The 17,381-nt window shown below is 40.7% G+C and carries 16 protein-coding genes; 14 read left to right on the top strand and 2 right to left on the bottom strand.

The genetic code is table 11. The features are described 5' to 3' along the window. The first annotated feature begins 52 nt into the window (after positions 1 to 52). A complete protein-coding gene (locus tag SFU91_09565; GenBank protein MDX2129269.1) occupies positions 53 to 844 on the top strand; it encodes a dihydroorotate dehydrogenase electron transfer subunit in 792 nt (263 codons plus the stop codon). Positions 845 to 878: 34 nt separating this feature from the next. On the opposite strand, the gene SFU91_09560 is transcribed toward SFU91_09565, so the two are convergent. Then, the gene (locus tag SFU91_09560; GenBank protein ID MDX2129268.1) at positions 879 to 2,174 is read right to left on the bottom strand and encodes a Coenzyme F420 hydrogenase/dehydrogenase, beta subunit C-terminal domain; all 1,296 of its coding nucleotides are present in this window, start codon (positions 2,172 to 2,174) and stop codon (positions 879 to 881) included. Positions 2,175 to 2,345: 171 nt separating this feature from the next. Between SFU91_09560 and porU the strand changes: the two genes are divergently transcribed. The 13 genes from porU to SFU91_09495 all read left to right on the top strand — a co-directional run bounded on the left by porU (position 2,346) and on the right by SFU91_09495 (position 15,767). Then, positions 2,346 to 6,566, top strand: coding sequence for a type IX secretion system sortase PorU (gene porU / locus SFU91_09555; GenBank protein MDX2129267.1), 4,221 nt, complete (start codon positions 2,346 to 2,348; stop codon positions 6,564 to 6,566). A 55-nt stretch (positions 6,567 to 6,621) separates the two neighbouring features. After that, positions 6,622 to 7,773 carry a homogentisate 1,2-dioxygenase gene (locus SFU91_09550; protein MDX2129266.1) on the top strand — a complete coding sequence of 384 codons (1,152 nt, stop codon included), beginning with the start codon at positions 6,622 to 6,624 and terminating at the stop codon, positions 7,771 to 7,773. A 14-nt stretch (positions 7,774 to 7,787) separates the two neighbouring features. Further along, positions 7,788 to 8,303 (top strand): HNH endonuclease, encoded by a 516-nt coding sequence (locus tag SFU91_09545; GenBank protein ID MDX2129265.1) that lies wholly within the window; start codon positions 7,788 to 7,790, stop codon positions 8,301 to 8,303. 9 nt (positions 8,304 to 8,312) lie between these two features. Beyond that, positions 8,313 to 9,452, top strand: coding sequence for an aminopeptidase P family protein (locus SFU91_09540; protein MDX2129264.1), 1,140 nt, complete (start codon positions 8,313 to 8,315; stop codon positions 9,450 to 9,452). Between the two features lie 4 nt (positions 9,453 to 9,456). Continuing rightward, entirely contained in the window at positions 9,457 to 10,047 is a 591-nt protein-coding gene (locus SFU91_09535) for a glycerol-3-phosphate acyltransferase (GenBank protein MDX2129263.1), read from the top strand. 29 nt (positions 10,048 to 10,076) lie between these two features. Next, on the top strand, positions 10,077 to 10,985 hold the full coding sequence (locus SFU91_09530; protein ID MDX2129262.1) for a transketolase: 909 nt from the start codon (positions 10,077 to 10,079) through the stop codon (positions 10,983 to 10,985). Positions 10,986 to 10,992: 7 nt separating this feature from the next. Further along, entirely contained in the window at positions 10,993 to 11,613 is a 621-nt protein-coding gene (locus SFU91_09525) for a ribonuclease HII (protein MDX2129261.1), read from the top strand. Positions 11,614 to 11,619: 6 nt separating this feature from the next. After that, positions 11,620 to 12,411, top strand: a complete 792-nt coding sequence (gene dapB, locus SFU91_09520) for a 4-hydroxy-tetrahydrodipicolinate reductase (GenBank protein MDX2129260.1) — start codon at positions 11,620 to 11,622, stop codon at positions 12,409 to 12,411. 24 nt (positions 12,412 to 12,435) lie between these two features. Then, entirely contained in the window at positions 12,436 to 12,657 is a 222-nt protein-coding gene (locus SFU91_09515) for a hypothetical protein (protein ID MDX2129259.1), read from the top strand. 273 nt (positions 12,658 to 12,930) lie between these two features. After that, positions 12,931 to 13,494 carry a sterol desaturase family protein gene (locus tag SFU91_09510; GenBank protein MDX2129258.1) on the top strand — a complete coding sequence of 188 codons (564 nt, stop codon included), beginning with the start codon at positions 12,931 to 12,933 and terminating at the stop codon, positions 13,492 to 13,494. Beyond that, positions 13,491 to 13,925, top strand: coding sequence for a DUF3293 domain-containing protein (locus tag SFU91_09505; protein ID MDX2129257.1), 435 nt, complete (start codon positions 13,491 to 13,493; stop codon positions 13,923 to 13,925). Before SFU91_09510 ends, SFU91_09505 begins: the two co-directional genes overlap by 4 nt. A gap of 149 nt (positions 13,926 to 14,074) precedes the next feature. Continuing rightward, positions 14,075 to 15,064 (top strand): hypothetical protein, encoded by a 990-nt coding sequence (locus SFU91_09500; GenBank protein MDX2129256.1) that lies wholly within the window; start codon positions 14,075 to 14,077, stop codon positions 15,062 to 15,064. A 145-nt stretch (positions 15,065 to 15,209) separates the two neighbouring features. Then, on the top strand, positions 15,210 to 15,767 hold the full coding sequence (locus tag SFU91_09495) for a DUF6580 family putative transport protein (protein ID MDX2129255.1): 558 nt from the start codon (positions 15,210 to 15,212) through the stop codon (positions 15,765 to 15,767). A gap of 135 nt (positions 15,768 to 15,902) precedes the next feature. On the opposite strand, the gene SFU91_09490 is transcribed toward SFU91_09495, so the two are convergent. Further along, complete coding sequence (locus tag SFU91_09490; protein MDX2129254.1) at positions 15,903 to 17,366, bottom strand: tetratricopeptide repeat protein; 1,464 nt, start codon at positions 17,364 to 17,366, stop codon at positions 15,903 to 15,905. Between the last annotated feature and the right edge of the window lie 15 nt (positions 17,367 to 17,381).

The following is a 17,381-nucleotide window of genomic DNA, read 5'->3' as shown; positions in this document are numbered from 1 at the left end:
ATCCCCGTTTAATTGGTTTTCTTTGCACTCTTTCAAATCAATTTTCTTTATCATGACAGAGTCGCCTAATCCGACAGATGAGCTTTTAGAAGTCCTTGAAAATCATCACCTTACCGAAAGCATAAATGTAGTTTCGCTTCATGCCCCAACATTTTCAAAAGCCTTAAAGGCAGGGCAATTTTTAGAAATCAAGGTTTCCGATAGCTTAACTCCTTTGCTTCGTCGTCCCTTTTCAATTCATTCCATTTCGGGAGAAACCATTGAAATTATGAGCAAACGCGTTGGCATTGGAACAGACCTGATTTACCGTTGCAAAAAAGGAGACCGGCTGCAAACGCTTGCCCCACTTGGAAATACTTTTGGTTACGATAAAAACGACTTTGATACAGCAGTTTTGATTTCGGGCGGAATTGGTGTTGCGCCGATGGCTCTTTTAGAAGAAACCCTTCTTAAGCTTGGCAAAAAAGTAGTAAACATTATTGGCGCAAGAAATGCATCCGAAATTATAGAAAAAGGACTAAGTAATATTTCCGTTGCCACAGACGATGGCAGCAAGGGATTCAAGGGAAACAGCGTTCAACTCTTTAGTTCAATGCTTCCAAAATTTGACGGTGAAAAACTTCGCGTATTTTCTTGCGGTCCAAACCCGATGCTTTCGGCACTCTCGAATTTGTGTAACGAAAACTCAATACCTTGCGAAGTCTCAATTGAATCAACAATGGGTTGCGGAATCGGCATTTGTTACGGCTGTCCGATTCGAATTAAGAGCGGCGGAGGTTTTACCTACAAACTTTTATGCCAATACGGCAGCGTTATCGATTCAAGAGAAATTTTGTTTGATTAAGCAACCTATTTTTTCGATCATCTCAAATCAAGTATTAGGAGCTTTTTTCATTCTCAAAGCCGTATTCCTTCAAAATCACATAGACATTTGGCGGGATAAGCGATTTCAATTTCTCGGGATAATTTTTTTTCACGAAAAAATAATTTCGAATTAAATGATAATCCACTGAGTACCGAGCAAATTCCACCCCTTTCACCCCGATTTTTTGAAAGAGTTTTGCGAGCAGCATCCCCGCCCAAATCGGTATTTTTCTTCCCGATTCAATTTTATCTGAATGTAATCGATTGATAAATGCTTTAATTCCCTCTTTCACAGCCTCTTTTCGATTCCCTCCACTTACTTCCGGAAAAATCTCCAATTCAGTTTCAATGAGATTCAATAAAGCTTCACCTTTCTCAGTTCGAAGAAATACCCATTGAAGCTTTTCATTTCCCACAAGCGGTGCACCGGCATAACCTACCGTAATATCAGAAAGGCTGTTAAAGTAATCGAAACATGAGAGACAACTTGGAGCAAAAACATCGGTCTGGGTTAATTCTTGAGGTAAACTGAAATAAGGAACTTTTTCTAACTCGCCATCGTGATGCTTTAAGTGAACCGTGAAATCCTGCATAAATTCATAATGATTGACCGTTTGATGGTTGTGGGAAATTTTTGAAAGAATCCACCGAAGATTTTTTGGCTTGATGTTATCCACACAGGGAATACCTACAGTATAAATTTCAATGTCTCTGAGATAAGGATGTCGTTTTTGAAAATCTCTCAAGACATGAATATGACAGCTTGCACCGATAACAAGTAATTTTTTGAACCCCTTTTCGTAAGCCGTTTCGAGGCTCTTTAATACGGGTGAAATCACCGGTTTATTTCCTTTTGCTTTTTGAATATCCTCAAGGTTTGTGGCTAGTACAGGTTCCGGGAAAAAGAAATCCGCTTTGCTTCTGTGAAGTGTTACCACACCCTCGATAAGTCCTGAGCTCAGTGCCTTTGTCGCGATTGAGGTGATGATCCCACTCCATTGAGATTCTGCAACCGGCTTTTTCATTCTGGCAATAAAGCGCTTCTTATAAATTCCAAAACGCAATTCATCTTGATTGCCCTTTTCATCAGAAAGTGATCGACTTCGCCCAAAAAGCTGAGCCTCACCCGAAAGCCATCCGTTTTCAAAAACACAACTTTCAAAGCTTTCCTTTACAGGCCAAGTTCTGATATGACAAAGCCCACAACTGCTGCAAAGTGTTTCATTTGGCTTATTGGGGATGAGTGTTTTCACAGGCGAATAGTCTTTATCACCATTGGTTTTATTGGGAAATTGGGAATATGGCGGCATTGGTTAACTCCTTTCATTTTTTTTCTCCTGAAAGTTAGCCAATTTCATTAAGGATTTAATTCTGTTTTTTTCAATTGAAAAAGAGAAAATTCAATACTTGTCCTCACACAACGGGGGTGCTATATTAAATTTTACTTTATCATCAAAATCAATCGGAATCGTAATTCGGTTATGACCGTTCTGTGCCATTTCTCCCTTTTCAAATTCAAAGACTTTATCTATCGAATTCGTTATGATGTTCGTCATTGTAACATCAATTCAGTTGAATTTTTTGATTCAATCCGATTACTTTTTTCCATCCTTTTTCTTTTTGGTCATACCGCATATTCACAGCCAAAGATTGCTTCAACTAAAGACATCACGGTTCTTTCTCAAAATCAAAACGAAATCATTTTTTCATTTATCCCTCAATGGGAAAAGAATGGTCAAGCCACAATTATTCAATCGGGGGGAGTTACATTTCAAGAGTATCAATTTCTCAATGGTGTCACACTTGGTGAGCCCGGTGACCCAAAATCCCCAAGCCGTATCGTCCCACTTTTATTACCTTCGATGGCAAATCCAACAGTTGAGATTCTTGAAATAAAATCTGTTTCCCTTCAAAACACAACACTTGTTCCGATTCCATTTGAAAATTTTAAAAGTGGCTCTATTTCTTACAACCAAGGAAATAAATACAATTTGGAGTCGTTTGTTTCACCGGTTCAAGTTGGAAAGGTTGAAATCGTTCGTGGATACCCGTCAATAAGCGTAATCATCTCTCCTTTGCGATTTTCACCTAAAAGAAAAACTTTAGAAAAAATTGAAAGGATCACACTCAAAATCCGTTACGCCACCGTTGATTCACCTCCTACAAATGCTTTTTTTAATCGCTCTTCGCAACAAGTGAAAGGTGAGCACAACTTCTTTTCTCAATTTCTTAACTATGGCGTTATCAACCGATTCTCCATCCCAAAACTTCAAAACACCTTTCGGGAAAGCGTCTTAAAAACAGGAAGATTCGTTCGCTTAGAGCTTCGGGAGGAAGGTATTTATCGCTTAGATAGAGCCTATCTCGAATCCATTGGAATTTCTACCTCCGGCTTAAATCCTCGGAAACTCAAGATTTACTTCAATGGTGCCGAAGAACTTGATCTAAAAGTAAACACTTCACGAATTCAAGATTTGCGTGAAATCCCCATCCTTGTTACCGGAGAAAGTGATGGACGGTTTGATGATGGTGATGCCATTTTGTTTTATGCAACAGGTGCTTCGGGTTTTGTTTTCAGAAACAATCAACTTTCACATTACTTGAATCGTCAATCGAATTCAGCTTTTGCTTTTCTTTCAACTGAGGGAGAGGATGGAAAAAGGATTTTATCTTTGCCTTCAGAAACCGGCAATCCCATCTCAAGTCCGGAATCGTTTCAAACCCTAAGTTTTGTAGAGAACGACCGTGTGAATTTTGCTAACACCAGCCTAAATTTTTATGACCGTGCTTTAAGTTCAACACTTTCGCGGCAAACCTATACCATATCTGCAGAGGGGATTGATCGCAATCGACCCATTACTTACCGAGTTCGCGCCGTAGCACAAAGCCGCCAGACAGAACTCTTTACCCTAACCGAAAATGGCCGTCAAATCAGACAAGTATCCGTATTTCAACCAAGCGGATTTTATCAAGAATCAACCTTGCTTAATCTCAATGCAACTGTTGATGCCACCAGAATAACCGGTGAAACCTCAAGGCTTGATCTTGATTTTTCCGCTTCAAATTCAGCTTCAACATTCTATCCTGACTGGGCAGAATTACAATACTGGCGTGGAATCGAAGCAAGAAACGGGTTTCTGAAATTCAATTCTTTAACCGGACAAACCGCTTCGGGCATTGTTGAATACCGAGTGAGAAATGCTTCTCAATCCGGCACAATTTGGGACATCACAAATTTATCTGAAATCACTGCTCTAACTGGAACGACTTTTAATTCAGGCGTCTTGAGTTTTCGAGCAACATCACTCCTGAATTCCTACCGTGAATATGTGTATTTCGGAGATGGTATTTCCTTTAAACGGCCAGTCTCTGCCAGTGCAGTTGCTAATCAAAATTTAAAGGGACTCTCTTTGCTTTCTCAATCAGCTTATCCAAATTACATCATTGTTTATGGGAAGGATTTCGAAGCGGCAGCAGAGAGACTTCGCGACTATCGTTCAAACCGGACACTATGGGGAGCTGAAGCGCTGAATGGGATAACGGTTTCGGTTGAATCCATCTTTAACGAATTTTCGGGGGGTAAGCAAGATTTCACGGCCATAAGAGATTTTGTGAAGTTTCTTTATGACAATGCCCCAAGCGAAACTGCAAAACCCAAGCACGTTCTCCTTTTTGGCGATGGCGATTGGGATCCTCGCAATATTTTGGGCGCAGGTTATTCAAAAGTGCCAACACATCAAACAGAAGAAAACCTTTTTAGTTACACCAATCAAATTCAAACAACCGACGATTTTTTTGTTGCCGTTGATGGTGAAGATATTCGCCCGGATCTTGCAATAGGGAGAATTACTGTTCAAACAGCTTCGAATGCCGCGCTTGCTGTTGATAAAATCATTGAATATGAAACCGCCTCAGACCAAGGGGATTGGCGAAATCGTGCAATTTTTGTTGCTGATGATGGCCCAAATGGCAATGAAGGAAATGATGGGAATCGCTTCTGTTTTGATAGCGAATTCACCATCAGCCAAATGCTAACAACCGCACCCTATATGAATCCTGTGAAAGTGTATTCAGGATTTTATCGATTTGAGCGCTCCACCGGCGGACTTCGCCGTCCCGACGCTTTCAATGAAATCATTCGTCAAATTAACTTGGGTGCCGTCGCCACGAATTACATCGGTCACGGCAATCCAACGGTATGGACAGCAGAGCGAATTTTTGAACCCTCATTTTCACTACCTTTAATTTCAAATCGTAAGAGAATGACGCTGGCAGTTACTGCCACTTGCGACTTTGGACGGGCCGACGACCCGAATTCACAAAGTGGTGGCGAGGCGATGTTTCTCCTTCAAGATGGTGGCGCAATCGCTTTAATCACCAATAGCCGCTCAATCCTAATTTCAAGTGGTTCCGCTTATCCGCCTATTCTATTCCGTTCAATCTTTGAGCGCGATTCAAATCTTCAATATTTTACTTTAGGCGAAATTCTCTTTCGATTCAAGTCTAGTCTATATGCAAGCGGATTTTTAAATGATATTGAAAAGTTTTTTCTTTTGGGTGACCCGGCGTTGCGATTGGTGGGCGGTGGAATTACAGCATCGATTGATTCGATTAATTCAACTTCACCCACGCCAATAGGGGTAATCAATCTTCCTGCTTTAGGAAGAGCAACGATTTCAGGGTCAATTCGCAACATCGATTCCACCATTTCAACCGGATTTAATGGGAAAGCTTCAATTGTTGTATTCGACGCTTCACGCCAGCTTGGAACAGATAACAATGCCGCAGGCAGTTTTGATAGTTTCTTTGAGGTTCAAAACGCCGCCATTTATCGGGGTACTGTCAATATTCAGAATGGGAAGTTTCGGGTTAACTTTGTAATCCCAAAAAACATCAGTTACGATTCGCTTCGAACAGGACGAATTTCACTCACCGCTTGGCAAGAATCTGCCAATTCACAAAGCAATTTACTCAACCAAAACGCGCAAGGCTTTTTTAATCAGATTCGCTTGTTTGGAACCAATAGCAACGCTACCGCAGATACCGAGGGTCCATTTATTGAAGTCTCATTTGATGAACCCGGCTTTGTTTCAGGTGGGTTAGTTTCTCAAAATCCGGTTTTCTTGGCAACAGTTTCAGACCCCAACGGAATCAACCTCACACAACGCGTGGGTCAAGAAATATCTCTTGTACTTAATAATGATGAACGCAATCCCGTCATCTTAAATGAATTTTTTCAATCTGCCCCGGAAAGCTTTACCGATGGCACGGTTCGATACCCGCTTAAAAATCTCGTCGATGGTAAATACGAACTCAAGTTCAAGGTTTGGGATACATTCAATAATTCCTCCGAGCGCATTCTGAATTTTACGGTTCAGAATTCTTCTGAACCTTCACTTTTTGCGGTCTATAATTATCCAAACCCATTTAGAAGTACTACTGCTTTCGTTTTCACTCATAATGCACCGGTTTCATCTTCACTTACCGCTACGATTCGAATTTATTCCGTTTCGGGGAGGTTGCTTAAAGCAATCGACTCGCCATTTGTCTCGGGTGGGTCGCAAGTTAAAATCGAGTGGGATGGTCGCGATACCGATGGCAATGAACTTGCAAACGGCGTTTATCTTTACAAAGTTACCCTTCATGCCAATGATGGGGCCTTTCATGCAGAAAAATTAGAAAAACTACTTATTCTTCGTTAAACCAACCGACTTTATTAAATTTCAAGAGTTATTTTATTTTTTTAAATCACACTAAATGTTTTATCACAAACTTGGCGAGATTCCACATAAACGACATGTTCAGTTTCGAAAGCCTGACGGATCGCTTTATGCCGAGGAATTGATGAGCACCAAAGGGTTTAGCGGTGTTTATACAAATGCCTATCGCTTGGCACCACCAACAAATATTACTGATCTCGGCTCAACAGAAGTTTTAAAACTTGACCCTTGGGACGAGAAGCGGCTTCGCCATCACCATTTAAGAATGAAATCCGCAAAGCGCGGTGGTGATTTTTTTGCCGCTCGAACACCGATTCTTTTTAATAGCGACATCGTTATCTCAATTGCTCTACCCGAAAATTCGATGGAATATTTTTATCGAAATGGAAGTGCCGATGAAATTCTTTTTGTTCATGAGGGTGAGGGTGAATTGGATACGCTCTTAGGTAAACTCCGTTATAAACAGGGCGACTATCTGGTTATTCCTCGCGGAGTAACCTATCAATTCAAGTTTGCCGATGTACCCCATCGGTTTTTTATTATTGAGTCGCTTGCTCCTGTTCAAACACCCAAACGCTACCGAAATGAGTTCGGGCAACTTTTGGAGCATAGCCCATTTTGCGAGCGCGATCTTCGCCCACCCGAATCTCTTCTTGCACGTGAAGAAAAAGGAGATTTTGAAATCCGAGTAAAAAAAGGTTTGCTTTACGCGCGATTTCATTACGACCGTCATCCATTTGATGTTGTTGGTTGGGATGGATTTTATTATCCCTATGCTTTTAGCATTTACGACTTTGAACCGATTACGGGAAGAATTCACCAGCCGCCTCCGGTTCATCAAGTTTTTGAAACTTCACAAATGGTGGTTTGTAATTTTGTTCCAAGGCTTTTCGATTACCATCCCTCTGCAATACCGGCGCCTTATAACCACAGTAATATTGATTCGGACGAAGTCCTATATTACGTGGATGGAAATTTTATGAGTAGAAAAGGTATCGATACTGCTTCTCTGACTTTGCATCCGGGCGGGATTCCGCACGGGCCGCATCCCGGCACGGTTGAAAAAAGTATTGGCGCAAAGGAAACCAAAGAATATGCAGTGATGGTTGATACATTTCGACCTCTCTTTCTGACGAAAGAAGCTGCTCTTTTCGACGATGAACAGTATGTAATGAGTTGGAAAATTTAAAATAGATTCTAACAATGATTAACCGGCTTGGGCAAAAAGTACTCGTGCTCAATCAAAGCTATGAGCCTATGACGATTTGCGATGTTCGCAAAGCGATTATTCTCATTTTCGCCGGAAAAGCGGAACTTGTCGCTTCATATCCGGATGAATTTATTCATACCGTTTCAAGAAAATTTCCAATGCCTTGCGTCGTACGGCTCGTGATGTTTATCGCTGTTCCATACAAAAAAATTATGCTCACGCGTCGAAATATTTTACGCAGAGATGGCAATAAATGCCAGTATTGCGGGCGGGTTGACTTGCCCTTAACCATAGATCATGTGGTTCCTAAATCACAAGGAGGTGCTGATACTTGGGAAAATCTCATTACTGCCTGTACGAAATGCAACAACCGAAAGGCTAATCGTACGCCTGAACAAGCAGGGATGCATCTTTTTCGCCGTCCCGTTCGGCCCAATCATATTATGTTTATGCAGCGATTCATAGGCAATGTTTCCGAATCTTGGAAGCCTTATCTTTTCATGAGTTAATTCATTTCAATGCCTGCTTATACCGAGTTACTTCATCCAATTCAAAGGGATACGCCGCCTGCTCATTTTGCGAATGAACGACGAATTGCCATTCAAAATAAATTAAGGAATCTCAACCTTGACGCTTTCCTAATTACCGATATTCCAATTATTCGTTGGCTGACCGGATTTACCGGTTCAAATGCATCGGTAATTCTTAATGCAAATGACTTATGGCTTATTACGGATGGTCGATATACAGAGCAATTAAAAAATGAGTTGCTTCTAGGATTTGGATTTATTTCAAGTGAAGGACTCGCTCATGAATTAAAGGTTGATTCAGTCACCAACGGCAGGCTTGCAACAATTCATTCGATTGGTTTCCAGTCAGATAAACTTTCTGTTTCTGAATTTGAAAAGCTCAAGGCAGCAACCCCTCAATTGGAGTGGAATGCACAAATAGGGTTTTTTGATGAATGGGTTGCTGCGAAATCAACGGTTGAACGAGATTTTATTAAAGCCGCAGTTTCGATTACCGATAAAGTTTTTGAGAAATTACTTTCGTTGATTACCCCTCAAATGACAGAGCTTGATTTGGCGGCTGAAATTTCGTATTGGAATAAGAAATATGGTGGCGAAAAAGATTCCTTTGATCCTATTGTCGCCTCCGGTGCCCGAAGTGCTCTCCCTCACGCACGAGCAACCAAACAACGCTTGCTTCCTAACGAGATGATTGTGATTGATATGGGAACCGTTTATCAAGGCTATTGCTCCGATCAAACACGAACAATTGTCTTGGGAAAAGCAAGTCAAAAAGCGCGAGAAGCCTATCAGAATGTACTTGAAGCCCACTTGCTTGGCATTGCATCACTCGAACCAAATAAAACCGGTGAGGAAATAGATTCCATCGTTCGAAATTATTTCTCGACAAAAGGATTGGATAAATTTTTTACACATTCGTTGGGTCACAGTATTGGCATACAAGTTCACGAAAATCCAATTTTGGGAAGAAATCGAAAAATGACTTTACCGCTTGGTGCAACAGTAACAATAGAACCCGGCCTTTACTTTTCGGGCGAATTCGGCATTCGTATCGAAGACATAGTTGAAGTCACGGCTTTTGGAGGTGATCCCTATCCAAAGGCACCAAAACATTTAATTGAACTCTAATCGTATGAGCCTTTCTGATCAAACCTTACTTATTTTGATTTCTTATTTGATTGGATCGATTCCATTTGCATTTATTCTTTTCAAGTTTAGTCAAGGAAAAGATATTCGGCAGTTCGGGACAGGAAATGTAGGAGCAATGAATACTTTTGAAGTATCCGGATCAAAAGGTTTAGGAGTTTTAGTTGGCATATTAGATTGGCTTAAAGGAATTGCTGCCGTTTTAGTTGCACGAAATTTATTTCCAGCAGCTTATTCCGAAAGTCCTGCCTTTATTAATTCCGTTGCAGCACTGTTTGTCGTTGTAGGTCACATTTTTCCTTTGTGGCTTCGCTTTAAGGGTGGAAGAGGTTTAGCAACCGCTTTTGGCGCAACGGTGCTTTTTGCGCTATCACTTCCGATATCGTGGATTATTGTTTGGGCTCTCGCTTGGGGTTATTCAAAAAACATTCACTTCTGTAACATTTCAGGCACGGTTGGGATGCTCCTCATTGCTCCTTTTTTTGAAAATGTGAGCATGCTTTATTTCATCATTTTTCTATCTGGGTTTATTTTACTCGCTCACCGCGATGTTTATAAAATCGCCCTTCGTAATTAAAGACTTTTCTATTCTATCAGGTCAATCCAATGCAAACGCTTCAAGAACTGCCTTTCGCCAAAGACTATCTTGTTCCAAAACTAAATACGAATGAAGATCTTCAAGAAATGGCTCGTCAAATTCGCCGAGATATCATTCGTATGCTTGTGCTTTCACAGTCGGGTCATACAGGTGGCTCTTTAGGAATGGCGGATATTTTCACTGCTCTTTATTTCAAAATTCTTAAGCACGACCGCGAACACTTTTTATCCAATCCCAATCAAGATTTCCTTTTTCTTTCAAACGGACATATTTCTCCCGTATGGTATAGTACGCTTGCACGAAGCGGATATTTTCCAATTTCTGAACTTGCCTCTTTCAGAAAAATTAATTCTCGCCTGCAAGGGCACCCGGCAACAGATACAGGGCTTGCAGGTATAAGAATCGCTTCAGGCTCTCTTGGACAAGGGCTTTCAGTTGCGATCGGTGCAGCGCTTGGGTTTAGACTTAGCGGAAATGAAAACTCGGTGTTTTGTTTAATGGGCGATGGTGAGTGTCAAGAGGGGCAAATTTGGGAAGCAGCTCTTTCGGCATCGCATCACAAAGTTGATCATCTCATTTCCATCATTGATTTTAACAATCAACAAATCGATGGTGAAGTTTCTAAAGTGATGGGGATTGAACCCTTTCATGAAAAATGGTTGTCGTTTGGTTGGCATGTTTTAGGTTGCGACGGAAATAACATCATCGATTTTCTTTCGACCGTTGATAGAGCTAAAAAAAACAGAGGTTCAGGAAAGCCGACGGTTATCCTTGCAAATACCGTAATGGGGAAAGGAGTTTCATTTCTTGAAGGAACTATGCCCGATGGAACAAATTGGCACGGGAAAGCGCCTTCGAAAGAGCAGGGAGATAAAGCGTTGGTTGAACTCGTAGAAACTCGTTTCGGAGATTTTTAGCAACATCATTGTGGATACCGATTTCGAACGCCACTTATGGCGTACACATGACTTTGTTTGCGGCGTCGATGAAGCCGGAAGAGGGCCTTTGGCAGGTCCGGTTGTTGCAGCCGCTGTAGTATTTCCAAAAGGATTTTCTCCGAATGGAATTCTTAAGAATGTTACTGACTCAAAAAAACTTTCAATTAGTGAGCGGGCTTCGCTTGAGGTTGCGATAAAGGAATCGGCATACGGTTTTTCAGTAAAGTCGGTTACTCATGAAGTCATCGATTCAATCAATATTTTGAACGCAACATTTCAAGCAATGAATGAAGCTATCGCTTCACTTAGCCCGCTCCCAAGTTATTTGCTTATTGATGGGAATCGGTTTAGTCCTGCGCTTCCTCTTCCCTTTGAAACCGTTGTTAAGGGAGATTCACGAGTCTATTCGATTGCAGCAGCTTCAATTCTTGCCAAAACAGCGAGAGACCGAATCATGAAAGAATTCGATCAGTTATATCCGGGGTATGGATTTGCTCATCATTATGGTTACGCAACTTCTGAACATATCAATGCAATTCGTAAATTGGGTCGCTCACAAATTCACCGAAAAACATTTTTATTGAAGGCTTTAGGAGAAAAAGGATAAAAGGTAATGAAAATCTCACTTGTTGGTAAAGGAAAACTCAATTCTGTCATTGAGGAAATGGCAATTAAAGAAGGTCATACCATTGTTGGGAAATACGGCTCAGACACAGTGCTGAAACCTGATTTATTCTCCGAGGCTGATATCATTATCGAAGCCACTCACCGAGAAGCTTTTCTCAAAAATATTGACGTGCTTTTGACCAGCAAAAAACCAATTGTTGTAGGAACAACCGGTTGGAATAATGAAGAAGCTAAAGTTCGAGATAGAGTTTTAAGAAACGGCTCGGGTATGCTTATTGCCGCCAATTTTTCGTTGGGAGTCAATATTTTTTTTAGGTTGGTGCGTCAGGCTTCGCGGCTTTTAGAATCATTTGAGCATTTTGATGTTTCACTCTCTGAAGTACATCATAATTCAAAAGTTGATTATCCAAGCGGAACCGCATTAAAAGCGGCAGAAGAAATTCTTGCACAAATGCCGAGAAAGAAGCAAATTATTACAGATGCTAATTTGTTAGAAATAGGTAACCCGAGTCAATTGCTCATTTCTTCAATGAGGCTTGGAAAAGTTTTTGGCATTCATCGGTTTCACGCCGATTCAGAATTCGATTCAATTGAAATTTCTCATCAGGCTAAAAATCGAATTGGTTTTGCTCAAGGCGCAATTGAAGTAGCAAAATGGATGTCTCGCGAGCAAGGCGGAAAGAAAGGATTTTATACCATTGATGATTACATTGATGATATCTTAAATAAGAAATCACGACACGATGATTTAGCAGAAGACGCGTCTTTTCGAAGATAACCGTTTTTAATTATGGAGACCAATTTGAAACCAAGATACCAATCCTCAATCAGCGCTCTAATTTTAGCGCTTCTTCTCGGAATTTTATCCTCCTCACTCGCTTCTTGCGAGCCTACCGATCCATATCAGGAAATGCAAGATTCCAAAAAAGCAAAGTATAAAGACCGCTTAAAGAAGCCTTACTCTGGGAAAAAACAAGAATTTGGAACCCCAACGAAAAAGGAAAAGTCAAAGGAACAAGAATAAAATTTTATGTTCACCCTATCATTCTTTGTTTTCCTTGATAACTCAAACGTTTTCACCAAATTCAACATCTTTCTACTTCTCGCCTTTCACTTTATCATTTTATTTATTTTTGAGATATTCTTTCCCAAAAGAAACTTTATCCTAAGTATCAAGGGTCGCATTTTTAATCTTTGCATCGGTCTCATTAATACTTTAATTCCACTTTTATTTTTTTTTCTTACACTCCATTTACAATCAATTTTTGGAATCTCGATTTTGGAGTATTTATTCAAAATGATAGGACTTTCTCCAAAAACGATGACGCTCCCTTCAACTATATACATCATGTTTGTTTTCGGAATACTTTCCATTGATGTAATGATGTATTTCCTTCACCGATATTATCATCACAATCAATTTTTGTGGCGATTTCATAAACTTCACCACGAGGAGTCGTCGATGAATTTGACCTCTACCTTTCGTTTCCATTGGGTTGAAATCGTTTTTTCCTACGGCTTGCGATCGCTCCTGTTTGCTGTATTCCCTATTCCTCCCGCCACTTGGTTGATTTATGATCTTCTCTCCCTAACAGTAATTTTATTTCATCATGCGAATATTTCTCTGAATCCATTTGTAAATAAGTTCTTATCCGTTTTGATTGTAACACCGCCAATGCACCAAGTTCATCATTCACGAAATCACCACGAAAGCCTTCATAACTTTTCAAGTTTCCTTTCATTTTGGGATAAAATTTTTGGTACTTACCTCAAAAAAGACGGAGATTTTTCTTTAGGTATCGAAGGGGAATCAACCCAAACGAATGTCGTTTTATTTTGGATTAGCCCATTTAAGCGATGAATCCCACGAAAAAAGAACTGTTTGATGCGGTGTATCGTGATACACGGTACCGAGTTTTCCATCCGAAAGGATCATTTGATTTGGAAATCGATATGTTTAATGAAGCGTGCAAACTTGTTATGGAGATAAATCAAGCAAAAACCGCCGCGTTTATAACCTCTCAAAATCCTCATTCTATCCAACATTCGCCTCAAGAAAATGAGCTTGTGTTTCAACAATTCACAAAGATTATTTCACTGAATTATCACTTCTTTCCTGCTTCTGGAATTCCAAATCACACTAATTGGCCAGAGGAAAAAAGTCTCTTTATTCTTTCAATCCCTTTTCAGGAAGTTTTGAGAATAGCGATTGAATATCGACAAAACGCTTTTCTTTTTGTTAATACAGATTTTACCCCAAAACTCATTTGGGTTGAAGAATTCACGCGTTGAAATGTGCGCTAACGCACAACGTCATTTTTTTTAACCAATGGGTTAAACCTTTCTATTTCAAGTCAGTCAAACCCTACGAACAGAAAATAAAGCGCAGATTTCTGATAGCAATCTTAATTACAATTTCAACAATCTAATCCATCATTTTTATGAAACGCAATCCAGTTTTCTTGGCTATAATGGCGGCAATTTTCGTCGCTTTCTCTTTCTCAAGCTGTAAGGATGATAATCTTTCCAGCACAACCGATGATACTTCCGTACAAGCAACCACCGAAGCCGCCGAAAGTGTAATAGGCGCAGTAGGTTCCGATAACGGAGGTTTAAACGACCAACTCACCGACTTAGCCGATCTTTCCATTAACGGTGGAGCATCTTTCTCTTCTTTTTCAGGCTCTAAGTTTGGTTTCGAAGAAGAAATGCCTTCAATTTCTGCAAATAATTCAAATAGCAATAACTCAACTCGCCACGGTTTGATTCGACGACGCTCTTATGATTCAACCTCGCAATACTGGACAGTTACCGTTGTGAGAAATTATTCCAACATTCTTCGCAGCGCTGCTTGGACAAGACAGTATAAATATCGCTACAGCCGAAATGGGGTTGGACAACAGTTTTTAAGAGTGAATTCGACCATTGCTGATAAAATTGAATTTGAAATTGTTTCTGATTCTTGTTCTGGTTCTTTCAAAAATCCTGTTGTTAGTCATAAACTTTTAGGGTTAGAAGGAAAAGTTGAAGGGGTAATTACTCTTGGAACTGATACGACAATGACCATCAATTCGACCCTTCCTTATAAACGTTCAGCGACAGATACTGTTGCGTTTGGACAAGTAAAAAGAGTTACCGACCAAGTGATTACAATGTCTTTGAAAGATGTAGTCGTTCGGGTCAATATGTCTCGCAGATTCCGTGGAATGTATAGCCGCCCGACTTCCGGCACATTAACTGGAAACTACAAAGCGGATCGGGTTGTAACTGTTGGAGATTCGACTCGCTCTAGAAGTGTGAATCGTGACTTCACAGTTGACTTCTCAAGCGATACCACAAGTGACAATTTCACACTTGATATCGGCGGCTTCGGTGCTCAAGGTCTTAGATTCAAAGGCGGATTGGAAGACGGAATGAAAAGAGGCAATTAAACTTTGAATTCTTTTGCTCAAATAGCGCGGTCACCCCGCGCTATTTGGTTTTTAAATTCAGTGAAAGATTCTATTGTTTCAATCGCCATTTAAGCTATTTTTGCAAACATAAACCGTTTTCCGACTCAATCAATCTTACATCTATATGTTGGTTACTTCTTTAATTCTTTTTGCAGTTTTGAGCAGAGTTTTACCACACCCGGCAAACATGACCGCAATCGCAGCCGTCGCATTGTTTGGGTCATTTCGTTTCAATTCTAAAATCGAAGGTCTTTTTGTACCTGTTGCCGCGATGCTTGTTTCTGATATCGCGCTTGAAATTCTTTACCGTGTTGGTGTGAATCCTTTTGCAGGTTTTCATACTGGAATGTGGCATGTTTACTTAGCTGTGACATTAATTTCTTTTATTGGGTTTTGGCTGAAGAGCGCAACCAAACCCGGTTATCTTGAAATCACCAAACTCGCTGGGGCTTCAATTGTTTCTTCGTTTGTCTTTTTTATCGTCACCAATTTTGGCGTTTGGCTCGGTAGCGGATATTATCCTCAAAACATGCAAGGTCTTACGCTTTGCTATGTGGCAGCTTTGCCATTTTTGCGCAATCAAATCACAGGAGATTTATTTTTCACAACGGTCATTTTTGGATCTTATTTCGCATCGCTTCGTTACTTTGAGGCTGAGAATAAAATTTCAATCAAACTTTAGTTGAATTGAACCTCACTTTTTATTGATTTCAATTCTGATTTCGCTCAAAAGACTTTTTATAAATTTTTTAGATTAGATCAAACAAAAAACCCGAGTTAACACTCGGGTTTTTTGTTTGGTAAGTCGTTTCCTTTTTTAAGGTAAAGTAAAAGGAGATACAGTCGCTCTGTTATTAGCCAAAACCCCATTCATGTCGTGCGTAATGGTAACAACGCCAGTGGTTGAATTTATCGTAAAGGCGTCCATTTCATCGTTATTTGGAATATACGATGGAACAACAACGCGTGTCCCGGGCGAACCATCAGGCATATTGGGCGAGCCTTCAATTTGGCGTTGCATCACCGGAAGACGGATTCCTAAGTCGCTCATACGACGCCCTTCCAGAAAAAAGATATGCTGGCGGAGCAAATACAAAGTGTAGAAATGCTCCCGCTCGCTTGTCGCAGGTAAGGCGTTAATCGCATTCGTATCAAGGCTGGTGTTTGAGATAGGGGATGTTGTTAAAGTTCTACCCGCTGTTCTCGCAACGATCAAGCCCGAAAAACGCAATGTCGTATCAGAATGTGTATGGTTTGAACTCATTTTTATAAGAAGAGTGTCGTTATTTGGTCTGCTTGGGCGACGCGCACGGTCAGTGTATGTTAATGTCGCACGGCTTTTTGCTAAAGTAATAGCCCTTTTCATTTGCTCTCGAGCCTCAGCCAAATTTCCTTGAGATATTGCCGCTTCAGCCAAAATCAAATGCGCTTCTTCACCTTTAAGCATTGTAATCGTTGATCCTCTCTGAGTTGTATTTTTCGGATCTAAGAAATCCAATCTCGGTAAGGGTTGTGTTTGATTGGCTGTGCTTCTAAAGAAAAAGAAATTGTTTTCGTTATCCAAGATAGCTTCAGTGTAAAGCGCTTGAAGAGTAGCTGTTGAAAAGTTTGACGCTGCCAAAGCTGCATTCGCTTCGGAAATTGCTGCAGCACGATTTCCTCTTAATCGGAGTGCGCGTGCTGCTGCTAAGCGGCTTAATGTCGCAAAGCCGGTGCTTAAAGCTCGGGATTGATTGAATTGAGCAACCGCAGAATCTAAGGCAACGGCAGATGTAACCGGCAATCCCAATTCTTGAATAGGAAAATTGCTAAAGTTTTCAGCGAGAAAGAGAAGAGCCATCCCTTTATAGAAATAGAGCTCCGATAGTTGAGCGTTCGATGCATTGGCATCAAGCTTAGAAAGTTGATTTATGCCAAAGTCGCACAGGGCTCTCAATCTCTGCGTTGTGAAGTAAGGACCGCCTAAACCATTGATGGTAAGATCGAGAGGCGTGAGACTTGCCGGTCGATCAAGCAGTGGTGAAAGCGTGACAAATACGTAATCGTAATTATCTGAGACGATTTCAGAAGTATAGACCACCGGTCCGGTTGCTATTGAAAATTGGCGTCGAACCCCGGTCACTAAAATGGCAGTAGATCCAAGCGGATTCGCCAAAAGGTTTTCTTCAGTGATCGATGGATTCTTCACCTCAGTTGGGTCATACTGTTCGCAACTGGTTAATCCCAAAAGGCTAAGTGCGAAGAGTGATGCAAAGATGAATGAAACAAATCGTTTGTTCATAATGAATAGTTGAGT

Source organism: Chloroherpetonaceae bacterium (assembly GCA_033763895.1).
In the GTDB taxonomy this organism is placed as follows: Bacteria; Bacteroidota; Chlorobiia; order Chlorobiales; family Thermochlorobacteraceae; genus JANRJQ01.
This window is presented reverse-complemented; position numbering and strand designations above follow the sequence as displayed.